The organism is Aliiroseovarius sp. M344, assembly GCF_025140835.1.
Lineage (GTDB): Bacteria > Pseudomonadota > Alphaproteobacteria > Rhodobacterales > Rhodobacteraceae > Aliiroseovarius.
In genome coordinates this window covers 710,420-728,355 of sequence record NZ_CP081153.1, presented here as the reverse complement: position 1 = coordinate 728,355, position 17,936 = coordinate 710,420, and the positions used below count along the sequence as shown (strand labels likewise).

The 17,936-nt window shown below is 57.4% G+C and carries 16 protein-coding genes; 8 read left to right on the top strand and 8 right to left on the bottom strand.

Features of this window, described 5'->3' with window-relative positions:
* Positions 1–39: 39 nt before the first annotated feature.
* Complete coding sequence (locus K3556_RS03535) at positions 40–1,725, bottom strand: NAD(P)H-dependent oxidoreductase subunit E (protein ID WP_260518353.1); 1,686 nt, start codon at positions 1,723–1,725, stop codon at positions 40–42.
* A 151-nt stretch (positions 1,726–1,876) separates the two neighbouring features.
* Here K3556_RS03535 and K3556_RS03530 point away from each other — a divergent pair, with 151 nt between their 5' ends.
* From K3556_RS03530 to dtd, 8 genes are all read left to right on the top strand, one after another.
* Positions 1,877–2,938: an alkane 1-monooxygenase gene (locus tag K3556_RS03530; protein WP_260518352.1), complete on the top strand. Its 1,062-nt coding sequence runs from the start codon at positions 1,877–1,879 to the stop codon at positions 2,936–2,938.
* A gap of 336 nt (positions 2,939–3,274) precedes the next feature.
* Positions 3,275–4,159, top strand: coding sequence for a 5-bromo-4-chloroindolyl phosphate hydrolysis family protein (locus K3556_RS03525; RefSeq protein ID WP_260518351.1), 885 nt, complete (start codon positions 3,275–3,277; stop codon positions 4,157–4,159).
* Between the two features lie 17 nt (positions 4,160–4,176).
* Positions 4,177–5,370: a toxic anion resistance protein gene (locus K3556_RS03520; RefSeq protein WP_260518350.1), complete on the top strand. Its 1,194-nt coding sequence runs from the start codon at positions 4,177–4,179 to the stop codon at positions 5,368–5,370.
* A 22-nt stretch (positions 5,371–5,392) separates the two neighbouring features.
* On the top strand, positions 5,393–6,346 hold the full coding sequence (locus tag K3556_RS03515; RefSeq protein WP_260518349.1) for a DUF2927 domain-containing protein: 954 nt from the start codon (positions 5,393–5,395) through the stop codon (positions 6,344–6,346).
* Between the two features lie 28 nt (positions 6,347–6,374).
* The gene (locus K3556_RS03510) at positions 6,375–7,490 is read left to right on the top strand and encodes an SPFH domain-containing protein (protein ID WP_260518348.1); all 1,116 of its coding nucleotides are present in this window, start codon (positions 6,375–6,377) and stop codon (positions 7,488–7,490) included.
* A 65-nt stretch (positions 7,491–7,555) separates the two neighbouring features.
* Positions 7,556–8,671: a TFIIB-type zinc finger domain-containing protein gene (locus K3556_RS03505; RefSeq protein WP_260518347.1), complete on the top strand. Its 1,116-nt coding sequence runs from the start codon at positions 7,556–7,558 to the stop codon at positions 8,669–8,671.
* A 9-nt stretch (positions 8,672–8,680) separates the two neighbouring features.
* Positions 8,681–9,364: a nitroreductase gene (locus K3556_RS03500; protein WP_260518346.1), complete on the top strand. Its 684-nt coding sequence runs from the start codon at positions 8,681–8,683 to the stop codon at positions 9,362–9,364.
* Positions 9,361–9,798 carry a D-aminoacyl-tRNA deacylase gene (gene dtd, locus K3556_RS03495; RefSeq protein WP_260518345.1) on the top strand — a complete coding sequence of 146 codons (438 nt, stop codon included), beginning with the start codon at positions 9,361–9,363 and terminating at the stop codon, positions 9,796–9,798. The genes K3556_RS03500 and dtd overlap by 4 nt, the downstream gene beginning before the upstream one ends.
* Before the next feature lie 13 nt (positions 9,799–9,811).
* Here dtd and K3556_RS03490 read toward each other — a convergent pair whose 3' ends face one another.
* From K3556_RS03490 to K3556_RS03460, 7 genes are all read right to left on the bottom strand, one after another.
* Positions 9,812–10,744: a 2-hydroxyacid dehydrogenase gene (locus tag K3556_RS03490; RefSeq protein ID WP_260518344.1), complete on the bottom strand. Its 933-nt coding sequence runs from the start codon at positions 10,742–10,744 to the stop codon at positions 9,812–9,814.
* A complete protein-coding gene (rodA, locus tag K3556_RS03485) occupies positions 10,741–11,889 on the bottom strand; it encodes a rod shape-determining protein RodA (protein WP_260518343.1) in 1,149 nt (382 codons plus the stop codon). Before rodA ends, K3556_RS03490 begins: the two co-directional genes overlap by 4 nt.
* Positions 11,886–13,841, bottom strand: a complete 1,956-nt coding sequence (gene mrdA, locus K3556_RS03480) for a penicillin-binding protein 2 (protein WP_260518342.1) — start codon at positions 13,839–13,841, stop codon at positions 11,886–11,888. Before mrdA ends, rodA begins: the two co-directional genes overlap by 4 nt.
* Positions 13,838–14,377, bottom strand: a complete 540-nt coding sequence (locus K3556_RS03475; protein WP_260518341.1) for a rod shape-determining protein MreD — start codon at positions 14,375–14,377, stop codon at positions 13,838–13,840. Before K3556_RS03475 ends, mrdA begins: the two co-directional genes overlap by 4 nt.
* Positions 14,374–15,312, bottom strand: a complete 939-nt coding sequence (gene mreC, locus K3556_RS03470; RefSeq protein ID WP_260518340.1) for a rod shape-determining protein MreC — start codon at positions 15,310–15,312, stop codon at positions 14,374–14,376. The genes K3556_RS03475 and mreC overlap by 4 nt, the downstream gene beginning before the upstream one ends.
* Positions 15,313–15,367: 55 nt before the next feature.
* Entirely contained in the window at positions 15,368–16,405 is a 1,038-nt protein-coding gene (locus tag K3556_RS03465) for a rod shape-determining protein (RefSeq protein ID WP_312847278.1), read from the bottom strand.
* A 172-nt stretch (positions 16,406–16,577) separates the two neighbouring features.
* Positions 16,578–17,915 carry an MFS transporter gene (locus tag K3556_RS03460; RefSeq protein WP_260518338.1) on the bottom strand — a complete coding sequence of 446 codons (1,338 nt, stop codon included), beginning with the start codon at positions 17,913–17,915 and terminating at the stop codon, positions 16,578–16,580.
* Positions 17,916–17,936: the final 21 nt, after the last annotated feature.

Genomic DNA, 17,936 nt, shown 5'->3' with positions numbered 1-17,936 from the left:
GTCAAGGATGACGTGGGCAGAGCGCAATTTGCCCTTTGGTTAGACCTCGTCCGGGAAGTGCTTCATGGTCAGCAAGATCGGATTTGGTGCCGCCTGACCCAAGCCGCAGATCGACGCGTCCTGCATGACCGTGCAAAGCTCGGTCAGCAAGCCTTGGTCCCAACGATCCGCCTGCATCAGCTTCACCGCTTTTTCGCACCCTGATCGGCACGGGGTACATTGGCCACAGCTTTCATCCTCAAAGAACCGCAGCATATTCAGGGCTGCATCGCGGGCGCTGTCTTGATCAGACAGAACCACGACCGCCGCCGAGCCAATAAAAGTTCCGTGTGGTTGCAACGTGTCGAAATCCAACGGGATGTCATCCATAGCTGCGGGCAACAGACCCGAGGACGGACCACCGGGCTGATAGGCTTTGAAACTGTGTCCCACGGCCATACCGCCACACGCGTCAATGATATCGCGGATTGTCGAGCCGGCGGGCAGCAGGTACACGCCCGGATTGGCCACTCGCCCTGATACTGAATAGCTGCGCAGACCCGTCCGACCGTTCTTTTCGACCGAGGTCAGGATTTCGGGACCTTCGCGCAGAATGCGGGCAACCCAATGAAGTGTCTCGACGTTATGCACCAGCGTCGGGCGGTCGAAAATACCGACCTGCGCGACGAAGGGCGGGCGGTGTCGTGGTAGCCCACGCTTGCCTTCGATCGATTCGATCATCGCGCTTTCTTCACCGCAGATATATGCGCCCGCACCACGACGCAGATCGATATAGCCCGGCGTCACTAGACCTGCAGCCTCTAGCGCGGCAATCTCACGGCGCAGAATCTCCAGCACTGCCGGATATTCGTCGCGCATGTAGATAAAGCAGGTTTCGGCCTCGACCGCCCAAGCGGCGATAAGCATACCTTCCAGCATCAGATGCGGCGTGCGTTCCAGATAATAGCGGTCTTTGAACGTGCCGGGCTCGCCCTCATCACCGTTCACGGCCAGATAGCGGGGGCCTTCGTTGGCCCGCACAAAGCCCCATTTCTTGCCCGACGGAAACCCTGCCCCGCCAAGACCGCGCAGGCCTGCCGCCAAAACTTCGTCCTGAACGGCCTGCCAATTGCCGCCCGCGCGCAAATCTTCCAGCTTTTCATAGCCCCCGGCAGCACGGTAGGCTGACAGATCTTCATAGGCTGGCAATTTCGTGTGGGTGTCACCCGCGGCGATAGCCGCATGCACTTTTTCAGGGGTCGCGTGGTCAATATGGTTATGGCCCAGTTCCAACGCTGGGGCGGAATCGCAACGCCCCATACACGGCGCACGAACGACACGCACTTCGGCGGCGTCCAGCCCGTCCTCCAGGGCTTTTTGCAGCGCTTCCGCCCCCGCCAATTCACATGACAAAGAATCACAAACTCGGATCGTCAGCGCGGGTGGCGGCGCTTCGTCTTCGCGCACCACGTCGAAATGGGCATAGAAGCTGGCGACCTCGTAGGCTTCGGCCTGACTGATCTTCATTTCATAGGCCAGCGCGCGCAGATGCGGGGCGGACAAATGACCATGTGCGTCTTGGATCACGTGCAGAAATTCGATCAGCAGGTCACGACGGCGCGGTCGGTCGCCCAGCAAGGACTGCACAATCTCCAACGCCTCTGGATCAATCTGTCGGCCCTTTGGCCGGCGACGACCTTTGCCTTTGCCCGATTTCCAGATACCTTTTTTGTCGTCCAGTGCCATGGCCAACCCCAATGTGATGTTGTGCTACAATAGACAGCGCTCCATTGGGGAAGCTATCCAAAAGCGACATACGCATGGCGGATTGCGTATCTTCGCCATTTCCACGATATTTCGCGTGAAACCTGCAAACGGATCAGAAAGCAAAGAACACATGGCGGCTATCTTTTCCCATCCCTTGAAGGTTTTTGCGATAGCGACGGTGACGCCGGTCGTTCTGATCGCTTTGGGCGCGGTTTTTGGCGGATGGTTTGCGGCGGCGGCATTGATCTATATGACCGTGTTCATCCATGGGCTGGACCGGATCATTTCGCGCATCGCACCGCCGCTGGATGAAGATGAAACCGGTGATGACGCCGATTTCCTTTCGGCGATCCTTGCAATTTGCCATTTTGCTTTGCTTGGATTGATTGTTTTCGCCTTGGGCGGCGGATTTCAGCTAAGCATCGGAGCGTCGGCTTTAACCTTCTTGGCCGCGGGGCTGTTTTTTGGACAAGTTTCAAACTCAAATGCGCACGAGTTGATCCATCGCAGCGACTGGAAACTGCGCAATCTGGGCAAGTGGGTCTATATCTCGTTGCTGTTTGGGCACCACGCCTCGGCTCATCCCAAAGTGCATCACCGCTGGGTGGCGACCCCAGACGACCCCAACACCGCAGAACTGGGCGAAAGCTTCTATGATTTCGCCCCGCGCGCCTGGATCGGATCCTTCACCGCAGGCTATGAGATGGAGAAACAAGATCTTTCACGCCGACAGAAGCGCAGCTTCAATCCCTATTACCTATATGTCTCCGGAGCCGTTTTGATGATGTTTCTGGCCATCTGGATTGGCGGTATTGGCGGTTTTGTTGCCTATCTTCTGCTGTGTCTGCACGCGCAGATGCAACTTCTTTTGTCCGATTATGTCCAGCATTTTGGGCTGCTTCGCGACAAACGCTCGGACGGCAGCTATGAGCCTGTGGGCATTGAGCACAGTTGGAACGCACCACATTGGTTCTCGTCACATCTGATGCTGAACGCACCGCGCCATTCCGACCATCACGCCCATCCGATGCGCCCGTATCCTTCGCTTGATCTTCCGCCCAAGGCGAATGCGCCCATGCTGCCCTATTCATTGCCTGTCATGGCAACAATCGCGATGGTGCCGACACTGTGGAACCGTGTGATGGGGCGAGCGCTGCAAAGATGGCAAGATCAGTCATCGGCCACATCCTAAAACGTCCAAGGCCGATCGCCCGCAAAGGGGGAACGTTTGCTGGCTTTCCCCGCTGTTATACAAACGCAATCATATATGGTTCAGACTGCAGCAAACTTGGGGGACGCAAGACAGATCAGTTCTCAACCAAACAAACTGACACCTGTAATTGTTATGTCGTTAACCAAAAAGTATTCCATAAACAAACCCATAGCGATGTCCTGCATGCAGCCCTATATTGCCTATGATATGGTGACCACGAAAGGAGGCCGGCTTGTCTGAAAACGGATTACAAAAAACCGCATTTTTCGTACTTGTTGCGTTGATCCTCTATGTTTCGATCACAGGGGGCGCGTAATGGCACAACGTTACGGTGGTGACTACAGCCCAAAGGAACCTCATCAGGAATCCGGCGCAGTCGATCGGTCCCCCTACCACGGCAAAACGCGGTCGCGCGCCGGTGGGCGGATCAATTTGTTGTTCATTGCGCCACTTCCGCTGGCGTTTTTAGCGTTTTTTCGTGACCCCGGCGACCTCATCCTGCGCCTGCTTGCATTTGGTGCGTTGATAGCTGCGGCTTGGCTGACCCGCGAAGGGCTGTTGGCCCATGAAGAATATGACGCCCGAAAGATCGCCCGCCGCCCAGCAATTCCGCGCAAGCTTTTTGGCGCGACTTTAACCGGTCTTGGGTTGTTTCTGGCAGGCTCGGTGGACGGCACGACCCTGATTGCCGCCACACTTGGCCTTCTGGGGTTTGGCTTGCACTTATTCGCCTTTGGCCTGGACCCAATGCGGCACAAAGGTCTGGATGACATCGACGAATTTCAGACCGACCGCGTGGCCCGTGCGGTCACTGAGGCTGAGAAACACCTGCGCGCGATGAAAGAAGCGATCGAGCGCACAAAGGACCGCCGCCTTGAAGCGCGGCTGGACCGGTTCATCTCCACCGCCCGTGATATGTTTCGCACGGTTGAAGACGACCCCCGCGACCTGACAGCCGCGCGCAAATATCTTGGCGTCTATCTATTGGGCGCACGCGACGCGACGACAAAATTCGTCGACATCCACATGCGCGATGCCAGCGGCGGCGCGCGGGCAGATTATGAAACCCTGCTGGATGATCTGGAATCGAATTTCACCGCGCGCACCCAGCAATTCCTAAACGATAATCGCACAGACCTGGATGTCGAAATCGAGGTGTTGCGCGAAAGACTTGCACGCGAAGGTGTGCGCTCCGAGTAACTTGTGAGGATTTTGAAATGACTGAAACTACTCGTCAAAAGGCCGAAGCCGACTTGAAAGACATCGAAGCTGTAACAGCTGTTGTGCTGCCAGAGCCGACAAATGCGTTGGTTCCGCTGAAAAAAGCCAACAAGAAAGTCAGCGCCGAAATCGAAAAGCGCATGGCCGAAATCGACATGGAAAACACCCAGTCGATTATTGAATTCGGTTCATCCGCCCAAGCGGAATTGCAAGTGATCAGTCAGGACATGCTGGCTGGTGTGCGCAACAAGGATGTGGGTCCGGCTGGCGACAGCTTGCGCAACATCGTGACCACGATCCGCGGCTTTTCGGTCAGCGAACTGGACATGCGCCGCACGCGTAGCTGGTGGGAAAAACTGCTGGGGCGGGCTGCACCGGCTGCCAAATTCATGGCACGTTACGAAGGGGTTCAAGGGCAGATCGACAAGATCACCGACAACCTTTTGGGCCACGAGCATACTTTGCTGAAGGACATCAAATCGCTCGACAAGCTCTATGAAAAGACGCTGGAGTTCTACGACGAGCTGGCGCTTTATATCTCTGCCGGCGAAGCCAAGCTGGCCGATCTTGATGACACGACCATCCCGGCCAAGGAAGCCGAAGTGACGGATGCCCCAGAAGATCAAGGCGTCATCAAAGCCCAGGAACTGCGCGACCTGCGCGCGGCCCGTGATGATCTTGAACGTCGCGTGCATGACCTGAAGCTGACCCGGCAGGTGACGATGCAGTCGCTGCCTTCGATCCGCTTGGTGCAGGAAAACGACAAGTCGCTGGTGACCAAGATCAACTCGACGTTGGTGAACACTGTCCCGCTTTGGGAAACCCAACTGGCGCAAGCCGTCACCATTCAACGGTCTGCCGAGGCTGCGGCTGCAGTGAAAGAAGCAACCGATCTGACCAACGAGCTTCTGACCTCGAACGCAGAAAACCTGCAAGAGGCGAACCGTATGGTCCGCAAGGAAATGGAACGTGGTGTCTTTGATATTGAAGCCGTGAAATCCGCCAACGCGACATTGATTGCCACGATCGAAGAAAGCCTGAGCATCGCGGATGAAGGTAAAGCCAAACGTGCCGCGGCCGAAGAAGAACTGGTCAAGATGGAGGCCGAGTTGAAAGAAACGCTGGCCGCAGCTACCGCGCGGGGCACCGCATCGGCGCACAACATGGCCAGTTCGGTACCGGGCGCGTAAGCGGGATCACACGAGGGACGGAATGCGGCGGAACGCTTTGAAATTGGCGACGGGAGTGCTGGCGGCAACGCTGGTGCTTTCTGCCTGCCAAACTGCTGGCCCTGGCGTGACGGGATTACCTAATTCTCCGGCCCCCAAACCGCGCGAAGACACCGTCCCGACAGTGCCCAGCGCTGAAAGCGAAGCGCTGGCAGCCTATTATGCCAGCGTTCAGCGCAGCCTGCTGACACAGGGTCTTCTGCGAACCGACGGCGGGGGCGCCGACGTGCCATTTAGCGCCGCTATGCTGGCGCGCAATTTCGAGCGCATTGCCTTCTTTCAGGAATACTCGTCAGCCGGTGGACAGTTGATCGCGCGCGAAAGCGCTTCGCACCTGACACGTTGGGAAAAGCCCGTGCGGGTCTCGATCCAGTTTGGACGGTCGGTGTCTGATGAAAAACAGGCCCATGACCGTGCCAAGCTGACCAGATACGTGCGCAGATTGGCGCGCATTACTGGCCATCCTATCAGCATGACCAATGGCGGCGGCAACTTCCGCGTCTATGTCCTGAACGAAGATGAGCGCAAGGCATTTGGACCGGAATTGCGACGCGTGGTGCCCGGCATAAGTGCGCTGAGCCAACGTGCCGTGATCAACATGCCGCGCGACACCTATTGCCTCGTCTTCGGGCGCGACCCGGCCAGCAATGGCGAATTCGAACAGGCCGTGGCAGTTATTCGCAGCGAGCACCCGAATTTGATGCGAACATCCTGCATCCATGAAGAAGTTGCACAGGGTCTTGGCTTGTCGAATGACAGCCCAATGGCCCGCCCGTCCATCTTCAACGATGACGAAGAATTTGGTCTTTTGACCACGCATGACGAGAACTTGCTTCGCATGCTTTACGATGATCGACTGCGCCCCAACATGAGCGCGGATCAAGCCCGCCCGATCATCAAACAAATTGCCACCGAATTGACCGGCGGCTCGGTATGACCGACACCCCAAAGGAGGGAGCGTAACAATGGGAATTCTTGATTTTCTAACCGGCGAATTTATTGACGTCATTCACTGGGTGGATGATACCCGCGACACCATGGTCTGGCGATTTGAGCGTGAAGATCACGAGATCAAATATGGTGCCAAGCTGACCGTGCGCGAAGGCCAGGCAGCTGTGTTTGTACATGAAGGCCAGTTGGCTGACGTGTTTACGCCCGGGCTCTATATGCTCGAAACCAACAACATGCCGATCCTCACCACGATCAACCATTGGGACCATGGTTTCAAATCTCCTTTCAAATCCGAGATTTATTTCGTCAACACCACGCGGTTCAATGACCTAAAATGGGGCACCAAAAACCCGATTATGTTGCGTGATCCGGAATTTGGCCCAACCCGTATCCGTGCCTTCGGTACTTACAGCGTTCGCGTGTCTGACCCGGCGAAGTTCCTCGTCGAGATTGTCGGCACGGATGGCGAGTTCACGATGGACGAGATCAGCTATCAAATCCGCAACATCATCGTTCAAGCCTTCAGTCGTGTGATCGCTGGCGCCGGCATTCCGGTATTGGATATGGCTGCGAACACCGCTGATCTGGGCAAACTGATTGCCACTGAGATTTCTGGCATTATCGCTGAATATGGCCTGATCATTCCCGAATTTTATATCGAAAACATCTCGCTGCCTCCTGCCGTCGAAGCGGCATTGGACAAGCGCACGTCGATGGGGGTCGCGGGCGACCTTGGTGCCTTCACGCAATACTCGGCAGCAGAGGCTATGACAGCAGCTGCACAAAACCCCAACGGAGGTGGCGGCATGGGCGCTGGCCTTGGTATGGGAATGGGCATGGCGATGGCAGGCCAGATGGCTCAGGCCGGGCCGTGGGGTGCCGCACCAGCTGCGGCCGCTCCACATGCGCCGCCGCCACCACCGGTCGAACATGTCTGGCATGTCGCCGACAATGGTGAAGCGAAGGGGCCATATTCAAAGGCCGCGCTGGGCCGCATGTCCACATCTGGCGGCCTGAGCCGCGACACGCTGGTGTGGACACCGGGTCAGGATGGCTGGAAACGGGCCGAGGATGTGGCCGAGTTGGCGCAACTTTTCACCGTTCTGCCGCCGCCTCCACCGGGAGCATGATTGCCTTGGGCTGCCTTTGCGCCGCCCCATTTTTCTTTATTGGTTGATCGAAGAGGCTCATACGGATGGCCTATCCGCGCGAAGATGCACAAGCGCCGTTGGAAGAACATCGCTTTCCCTGCGACCAATGCGGCGCGGATCTGCGTTTTGATCCCGAACGCAACCAGTTGACATGCGATCATTGCGGCTTTCACCAGCCCATCGATGATCAACCAGCGGCACTTTCCGTCATTCGAGAGCTGGACCTGAAGCGCGCCCTGTCCCAACAGCTTCCAGAGACCGAGAGCGAGGTCACACGGGTCCTAACCTGCCCAAATTGTGCAGCGCTGATAGAATTTGACGGCAGCACTCATGCATCCGAATGCCCGTTCTGCGCAACGCCGGTTGTCACTGACACCGGGGCACATCGGCGGCTCAAACCCAAAGGCTTGGCCCCGTTTGAGATAGAAGAGCGTGAAGCCCACAAGGCGATGACTCTCTGGCTGGGCCGATTGTGGTTCGCACCTAATGGCCTGCGGGAATACGCACGCAAGGGGCGCAGGATGTCAGGGATCTATGTCCCTTATTGGACCTTCGATGCGGATACGAAAACCCGCTATAGCGGCCAACGCGGTACGGTTCATGAACGCGTACGCACCGTCACGGTCAATGGCGAACGGCGGCAGAAGCGCACCCAGCATGTCAGATGGAACTCGGTCTCTGGGCGCGTTGCTCGATTTTTCGATGATGTTCTGGTGCTGGCTTCGCAAGGGTTGCCGAAGAAATATACTGACGCGTTGGAGCCTTGGGATTTGTCCCGGCTGGAACCGTATCGACCCGAGTATCTGGCTGGGTTCCAAGCCGAAGGTTATACTGTTGATTTAGAGCAAGGCTTCTCTGAAGCTCGCGATTACATGAACCGGATCATTTTGCGCGATGTGAAATTCGACATTGGTGGTGATCGGCAACGGGTCAGCTCTATGGACACCAAAATGTCTGATGTCACCTTCAAGCACATCCTGCTGCCGGTCTGGCTAGCCGCTTATAAATATCGCGGTAAAACCTATCGGTTCGTAGTTAATGGCCAAAATGGGCGGGTGCAGGGTGAACGGCCCTATTCAGTCTGGAAGATTACCTTTGCCATCGTCTTGGGGCTGATCGCGGCGGCGGTTGTCGGCTATCTGTCCGCCCAAAGCCAATAGGATCTAACTATGCAATATGATGACTTCGCGGCGCTTCTTGACGCCCGGCATTCCTGCCGTAGATTTCGGTCTGACCCTGTTCCCAAAGACAAGATCAATCAAATCCTGACTGCGGCTCAGCAGGTGCCAAGCTGGTGCAATGCCCAACCCTGGCAGGTCGAGGTCACTTTGAATGCGGAAACGGACCGGTTACGCGAAGCACTCTATGAACACGCGATGAGCGCGGCCCAAAGCCCCGACATCGACTGGCCTACCGCCTATACGGGGGCGCATCAGGCGCGGCGCAAAACCTGTGGGTTGCAGCTCTATGAAAGCGTTGGGGTTGGGCGCGGCGACCGCGCTGCATCGGCCCAGCAAATGATGGAAAACTTCCGATTTTTCGACGCCCCATGCTTTGCCTTGCTGACAGCACCCGTGGAACTTGGCCCCTATGCCTACTTGGATTGTGGCGGCTTCATCACAGGGTTCACATTGGCGGCGACCTCGCTCGGCATTGCTTCGATCCCACAGGCTGCCGTCGCGGCCTATGCGCCGTTCCTGCGCGACTGGTTCAAACTACCAGAGGATCGCATCATCTTGTGTGGCATCTCATTCGGATATGCCGACGACGCGCACCCGGCAAACGGTTTCCGCACCAACCGGGCGCCACTGGAAGAGTGGGTCCACTTGCATGGACAGGAGAAATCGGCATGAGAGCCCTAATCCAACGCGTTAGCGAAGCCGCCGTGCACGTCGATGGTAGCCTGATCGGGCGGACCGACGCTGGGTTACTGATCCTTGTCTGCGCAATGGAGGGTGACACCGAGGCCAAAGCCGACACGCTTGCGGCAAAAATCTCGAAGTTGCGAATTTTTAAAGATGAAGCGGCTAAGATGAACCGTTCGCTGCTCGACACGGGGGGCGGCGCGCTCGTGGTGAGCCAATTCACACTGGCGGCGGATACGTCGCGGGGCAATCGTCCGGGGTTTTCCACCGCTGCCAAACCGGCCGAAGGTGAACGGCTTTACAACTATTTTGCGGATGCAATGCGCGGGCTGGGGATAACCACCGACCAAGGGCAATTCGGCGCCGACATGAAGGTTTCGCTCGTCAATGACGGGCCAGTCACGATCTGGCTGGACATGTAGAGGCGGACCGTGGTCAGTAGCCAACCGACCAGTCAACCAAGTGTAACAAAGGTTCACCCGCCTCGCTTCGGCGGATGTTTTCGGCAATAACCCGTGCCGCCGATGCGGGGCGGGTATCCGACGCGATATGAGGTGTCACCGTAACCTGCGGGTGCGCCCAATAGGGGTCGCCATCGGGCAATGGCTCAACCCGGAAAACGTCTAAGGTCGCGTGACCAATCTGGCCGCTGTCCAAAGCAGCCAGCAGAGCCGCATCGTCGATCAATGGACCGCGGCCTGGATTGATGATCACCGCGCCCTTGGGCAGCCACGCCAGTGTCTCAGCATTCAAAAGATTTTCCGTGGCGGGTGTCATCGGCAGCAGCAAGACAAGGATCTCGGCGCGCGACAGCACATCACGCAACCCGTCCTCTCCGCAGAAGCATTCGACGCCCGCAATGTCTTTCTGTGTGCGGCTCCAACCACATAAGTTGAAATTCAACGCGCATAATGCCTGCGACGCAGCGGCGCCCAGCGCGCCCAGCCCAAGAACCCCGACAGTCCGATCGCGCGCCAAAGGAGGGGCCGCCCGATGCCAGACCGGGTCAGTCCGGTGAATAAAGTCGTCCATACCAAGATGGTGGCGCAGAACGTGGCCTGTCACCCATTCCGTCATCCCTTCGGAAAGCCCGTCATCCACCATCCGGGTGTAAGGTTGCGTCAGCGTCGCATTACCCGCCATTTTCTCTACGCCGGCCCATAGGCCCAAAACGGCTTTTGTCCGGGTGAATGGCGTGAAGTCCTGAACAGGTCCGTTTGGTGCGTAGACAACATAATCGACATCCGCAGGTGAGAGGTCGTTGGACAGATTGGCCGCGACACCCAGATCCGCCAGTGCCGTGCCCAACGCGACCTCATAGATCGGCCACAGCTTTTCATTTCCGGCGTATAGGACGTTTAGACTCATCGTTTCTGCCTTGCCCTGTGAACGTGCGCGCTTTGCACCAGCCCGAACCCAACCAGAAGCACTAGCATAGCCGATCCGCCGTAGCTGACTAACGGCAGGGGCACACCCACGACCGGCGCCAAGCCCATCACCATCGACATGTTGACTGCGAAGAACAAGAAGAACGTGACTGCTACACCCAAGATCAAAAGAGAGCTAAACCGGTCTTTGTTTTGAAGCGCCGCCGTCACGCAGAAGGCCAAGATCAACACATAAAGCGCGAGCAGCGATATCCCACCCAGAAAGCCAAGTTCTTCCGCCAGCGTGGTGAAAATAAAGTCGGTCTGTTTTTCCGGCAAGAAGTTCAATCGGGATTGTGTGCCTTGCATAAAACCGCGCCCGGTCCATCCACCAGACCCCAAAGCGATCTTCGACTGCGTGATGTGATAGCCCGCCCCCAAAGGGTCAGACGAGGGATCAAGGAACGTGTCGATCCGGCGATACTGATAGTCTTTCAAAAGTTGCCAATCGGTGCCGCGGGACATGAAGACTGATGTCACGAGCCCGATCCCCCCGGCTATGACAACGCCAAAATACCACAGGCTGACACCCGCCAAAAACATGATCGTCCCACCGCCTGCCAGAAGCAGGATCGAGGTGCCGAGGTCAGGTTGTTTCAAGACAAGTGCTGTTGGCAAAAGGATCAGGATGATCGGCAGGAGCACCCAAAACGGGCGCGAAACTTTTTTGATATCAAGCCAGTCGTAATAAGCGGCAAGGATCATCACCAAAGTGATCTTTGACAGCTCGGATGGTTGCAGGCGTATGAATCCCAAATCGATCCAACGTTGCGCGCCCATTCCGGTTGCCCCTATGAACTCGACCAAGATCAGAAGGACCAAAGAAACGATATAGGCAAGGCCCGCCATGTTGCGCCAGAACCATATCGGCACCATCGCGATGGCGAACATCAAGGCCATCCCAAGGGCAAACCGTTTCATTTGCGGTGCTGCCCAAGGCTCCATGCTGCCGCCGGCGACCGAATAGAGCATCAAGAACCCCATACAGGCCACCGCCGTCAGCAAGAGCACCAAAAACCAATTGACATAGAGCACCTTACGCAGGCCGGTAGGCACGAACTTTACGTTGTACTCAAGATAGCTCATGCCTGATCGCTTCCATCCACGAAGCGTTCTGCAGGGGGGCGGCTGAGCAGCTCTTCGATCTCGCGCTGCCGCGACCGGATGGTGCCGCGTTGGCTTGAGGGATACGCTTCAAGCGGCGGCTCACCCTCATAAACGGTCTGCAGCAGAATATCGCGCGCGATGGGGGCCGCCGCCGTTGAACCGCCGCCGCCATGTTCGACCACCACCGATACAGCGTATCGCGGGGTTTCGGCTGGTGCATAACACACGAACAACGCATGATCCCGACGGTTCCATGGCAGGTCTTCGTTGCTTGTGACGCCGCGGGCACGTTCGGCCTTGGTGATGTTGCGGACCTGACTGGTGCCGGTCTTACCTGCCATTCGCAAACCTTCAGCGACAACCTTCGAGCGTCCACCGGTGCCACGTTTGGCGTTTACCACCTCATACATCCCTTGGCGGACAACCCGCAGACTGTCAGAGCCAATCCCCAACGGACCGGCATTCACAATCGGTTGTTCAACCCCATTGATCGCGCGCACCAGACGTGGCGAAATGGCTTGCCCAGTTGAAATACGCGCCGTCATCACGGCCAGCTGAAGTGGAGAGGCCAAAACAAAGCCTTGTCCGATCCCTGCATTCAAGCTGTCGCCAATCACCCAATCGGCCCCTCGCGCTTGTCTTTTCCATGCTTTGTCGGGCACCAACCCCTGAGCGACGGCGGACAGGGGCAAATCGTGCCGTTCCCCTAACCCAAGGCGGCGCGCCATGGCAGAGATCTTTTCGATCCCCACCCGTTGGGCGATGTCATAGTAATAAACGTCGCAACTTTCGCGCAGGCTTTTGACCAGATCGACCTTGCCGTGACCGGCGCGCTTCCAACAGTGGAACCGGCGTTTGTGCACTTCAAGGTGGCCATAACACTTGACCGTTTCACCGATGCTGATCACACCTTCCTCAAGTGCCGCAAGCGCGGTCACCATCTTGAAGGTCGACCCTGGCGGATAAGTCCCTTGCGCCGGCTTGGCCGCAAGTGGCCTGTAGGGATCGTCCAGAAGCGACTTGTAGTCCGACCCCGAGATACCACGCACAAACTTGTTGGGATCAAAAGATGGCGAAGATCCGATCGCCAGGATGTCGCCGGTCTGCGTGTCCATCACCACAGCGGCTGCACTTTCCCCCGCCATACGCGCCTGCACATAGGCTTGCAGATCGGCATCCACGGTCAGTTGGATGTTATCGCCCGGCTGCCCGTCTTCTCGACCCAGTTCGCGCATCTCGCGGCCGACCGCATTGACTTCAACCTCGCGTGTGCCCGCAGCACCACGCAACGCCAGTTCCAACTTCGCCTCAACCCCGCTTTTGCCAATCTGGAAGCGCGGAATTTGCAAAAGTGGGGCCGGGTTTTCCAGTTTATCCAGATCATAGTCCGAAACGGGGCCGACATAGCCCACCACATGGGCAAAATCGGAGGCGCGCGGATAGATGCGTGACAGGCCGACCTCCGGCGTAATACCGGGCAAAACAGGCGCATTGATTGCCACCTCTGCGACGTCTTCCCACGCCACCCGGTCTGCTACCGTGACCGGCACGAAGGAACTGCGTCGTTTCATTTCGCCCAGAATACGCGCGACCTCTTCATCGTCGATCCAAATGATCTTGCGCAACCGCTCCAGAACCTTGGCCGGATCACCGGCATCCTCGCGGACCAGCACGATGCGGTAATTCTGTTCATTGCCTGCGATCAGTTTGCCATTGCGGTCATGGATCATCCCACGGGCGGGTGGGATTAACTGAAACTTGATACGATTTTCTTCGGCAAGGGAGCGATATTCCTCGGTCTGGTCAACCTGCATGAACCGCATGCGACCGACCAAAAGCGCTGCAAACGATACTTGCAGCCCGCCTAAAAATAACCCTCGCCGCGTGATGCCCCGCGCGCTTTTTTCGGTATCTATAGGGGTTCGTTTCATGACGCCTGCCTTGCAATTGCGTCATCGCCCGGCTGCAGTTTTTCGACACCCAGCAGAAAGACCGACACGAAAACGATGAGGGGATAGGCTACCGCGGTCGAAATAAACTGCATGAAGGCCCTGCCAAAAGGCACCTGGTCGACAAAAAACACCGTCAACAAAAGTCGTTGCCCAATCAGCATAACCAACAGCGTCATTACCACCATTCCCCATTCGACAAGAAAATGCTGTTCGCGCAGACCAGTTTCGCGGCGTCTGAGAAACTCTGACCCCGCGACAACCATCAGCGGCCAGACGCCCGGCACGCGCATCAGGAGCATATCCATCAGGAAAAACAGGATCGCTACCAGCAATACCGGCACATAGTCCGGGCGGCGCAACACCCAAGCGAAAGTGAACGCCAGCAAGATGTCAGGTCCGGGCACACGACCGGGTGTCAGATCAATCGGCAAAAGTCGCGCAAACAAAACCACTGCTGCGATCACGATCAGGGCCATCGAAAACAGCCAGCGCATCAGGGTCAGGCGGTCGGTCATCCGTCAGTCCCCTCGGTTGTTGGCGCATCCGGGTCCGCCGCACCAGTTGTGGTTTGCGGCAGGGGTGGCAAGGCCGGGGTCGACACGATCAATGCGCCATCATCATCAACTTTCTCGCCGGGGTGACTGCGCAATACCCGCAAGAACTCTAGACGCTCATAATCCGCCGCAAGCCTAACACGCAGCCTGCGGTCAGTGCCCATCGCGACGTGACCCACCAACAGGCCGGCAGGGAAGACCCCTCCATCACCCGAAGACACAACACGGTCGCCAGGGCGCACTTTTTCAGGCGCTTCTAGAAAGTCGATTGGCGGGGCGGCACTGTTGTCACCAACCAGCAGAGCCGCCTGACCGGATGGCTGGACGATGATCGGCACGCGGCTGTTGCTGTCAGTCAGCAAAATCACACGACTGGTCTTTTGCCCAACGCCCGAAATGCGCCCGGCCAACCCCAGCCCATCCGTGGTGGCCCAACCATCAATAATCCCGTCGCGCGTCCCAATGTTCAGCAGCACCGATTGGCGGAACGGCGATCCGCTGTCTGTCAGAACAACGCCGGTCACATAGGAAAGCTGCGCGTCCAACCGCACATTGTTTAGGTTCAGAAGCTGTGCATTTTCTTGTTCAAGCTGAAGGGCGGCTTCTTTCCAGGCTTTCATCTGCTGCAATTCGCGCCGCAGTTCCTGGTTCTGTTCATAGATGCGCTGATACGACTGGAAGTCCTCGACCATGCCGACTAGGCGGGTGACCGGCACCAAGGCCCAGTCGAAACTTGGCACAACCCGGTCAACAAGATTTGCACGGAGCCGTTCAACGCGCGGACTGTCGATGCGCCAGATCAGAAAAACGAGGAAAAGACACACCATCAGAATCCCGACAAGAAGCCTGCGCAACGGGCGGGCGTAGATGTCGCTCTGGTTGGTCTTCTTTGCCAATTTGGCCTCCGGTCACCCCAGACGAGACCGGCCCCGATTTTTCGGGGCGGGCTTGTCAGCTGTCGTAATCGATGACGTGGCGCAGTTGTTTCTCAAACTCCAGCGCTTTGCCGGTACCCAACGCCACACAGTTCAAGCTTTCATCCGCGACTGAAATCGACAAGCCAGTTTGCTCACGCAAGGCGAGGTCAAGTTCACCCAGCAATGCGCCGCCACCGGTCAGCATCACACCACGGTCGACGATATCCGCCGCCAGATCGGGCGGCGTTGCTTCCAGCGCCGTCATCACCGCTTCGCAGATTTGCTGCACGGGTTCTGCCAAAGCTTCGGCCACCTGCGCCTGACTGATTTCGGTTTCCTTCGGAACACCGTTCAACAAATCACGGCCGCGAATTTTCAACGACGCACCGCGTCCGTCATCGGGCATACGTGCCGTGCCGATCGAGGTCTTGATCCGTTCAGCCGTGGTTTCACCCACCAAAATGTTCTGCTGACGGCGCAGATAGTTGATGATCGCATCGTCCATCCGGTCGCCACCAACGCGCACCGAACGCGCATAAACAATGTCACCAAGCGACATAACTGCGACCTCGGTTGTACCCCCACCAATATCAACGACCATGTTGCCGGTCGGATCGGTGATCGGCATTCCCGCCCCAATTGCCGCGGCTATCGGTTCAGCGATCAGCCCCGCCTTGCGGGCTCCGGCCGAGATCACCGACTGGCGAATCGCACGCTTTTCAACAGGTGTCGCACCGTGGGGAACGCACACAATGATTTTCGGCTTCGAGAATGTCGTGCGTTTGTGAACTTTGCGGATGAAGTGCTTGATCATCTCCTCCGCGCTGTCGAAATCGGCAATGACGCCTTCGCGCATCGGGCGGATCGCTTCGATAGATCCGGGTGTCCGGCCCAGCATCAATTTGGCATCTTCACCAACCGCCAAGACCTTTTTGACGCCATCCTTTACGTGGTAGGCGACGACCGACGGTTCGTTCAGGACAATCCCTTTGCCCTTCACGTAGACCAGCGTATTCGCTGTTCCCAAGTCAATTGCCATGTCTGACGAAAACAGACCCGAAAACCCAACCATCACTGCTTACCCCGTTTGAATGCCCTTGTGGTCCACGATTCCCACATGGGTGCAGACCGAAGAATATATAAGGCTCAGCACGCGCAGGTGAAAGCCCTAATGCACAATCACAAGCGGCTTATCGCTTAAATAGAGCCCTCGAATGTCCTGTTTTTCCGTAGGTTTTGCACACCTAGCCATGCGTTGGCCAAACCCTGTGTTCGTCATCAATAATGATGGCGTGGGCATGTTGGCGCCCATGGCCGGGATTGGCTTTCATATGAGGGTGGTCTGGTGGCAGATTGGGGTGGCTGTGCTCGATTATTCGTTCGGCGTCGGCGGGCCAAAGCCAAATCGCGACCAGAACGCCAACAACACCAAGCCCGCCAAGCACCAGCAGAGCTACAGACAGCCCTGCGCTCTGCCCCACCCATCCGGCCAGCGGGTAAGTTATCAGCCAGCATGCGTGGGAAAGGGCAAATTGAGCGGCAAAAATTGCCGGTCGATCCTCAGAATGGGCGGAGATGCGCAAAAGCCGGCCCGACGGTGTCAGGATCGCCGAGTAAAAGGCCCCCATCAGCGACCAGATCAGCAAAAACAGCCACCAAGGTGGCAGGGCATCGCGCCAGCTCAGGCCTGCGAATGCAAAGGCCAGCAGCGTCAACCCGACAGCGGCGGGCACCATAACATCGCGCTCACGAACGCGCGAAAGAACGCGTGGCAGAGAAATCGCGGCCAACATAGAGCCGCCGCCAAACGCCGCCATGGCGATACCCAATGCGCGCTCACCCAGTCCGTAGTCGGCGCGAACCAGCACCACCGAGTTCACCAGAACAAAAGCGCCAATCGCGGCGGCTGTCAGGTTCAAAGCCAGCAATCCACGCAATCGCGGTGTCGCAAGATAAATCCGACTGCCCCGCGTCAAACGTTCGCGAAATGGCCTTTTTTCGTCAGAGCGCGTGCGATGCGGCAAAGATGTCCGCGCCACGAGCGCCGCCGAGAACAAAAAACCGATGATCGTACCAACGAACAGCCAATGGAATGAGATGACCAGCAACAGCATCGCTGCCAATGTTGGGCTCAGCAGGTTTTCGAGGTCATAGGCCAAACGTGACAGCGATAATGCCTGCGTATAGTCATCCTCGTCCGGCAGCACATCGGGTATCGTCGCCTGAAAAACTGGTGTGAAACTGGCCGAAGCGGTTTGCAGCAAGAAGATCAGCACATAGATTTGCCAGACCTCGCTGACAAAGGGCAACGCCAGCGCGACGGCGGCCCGCACCAGATCGGCGCCTATCATGACAGCTTTCCTTGGCAGGCGTTCGGCAATCGCTGCCAGCGCCGGTGAAAGGCCGACATAGGCCACCATCTTGATGGTCAAAGCTGTGCCCAACACCGCGCCCGCTGCGTCGCCCGCCAACTCATAGGCCAGCAAGCTCAGCGCGATGGTCATTAAACCTGTCCCAAGCAATGCCACCACTTGCGCAGTGAACAGCGTGGCATAGGTCCGGTTTGACAGGGCGCGTATCATGCGGGCAAGTGTAGCCCCGCC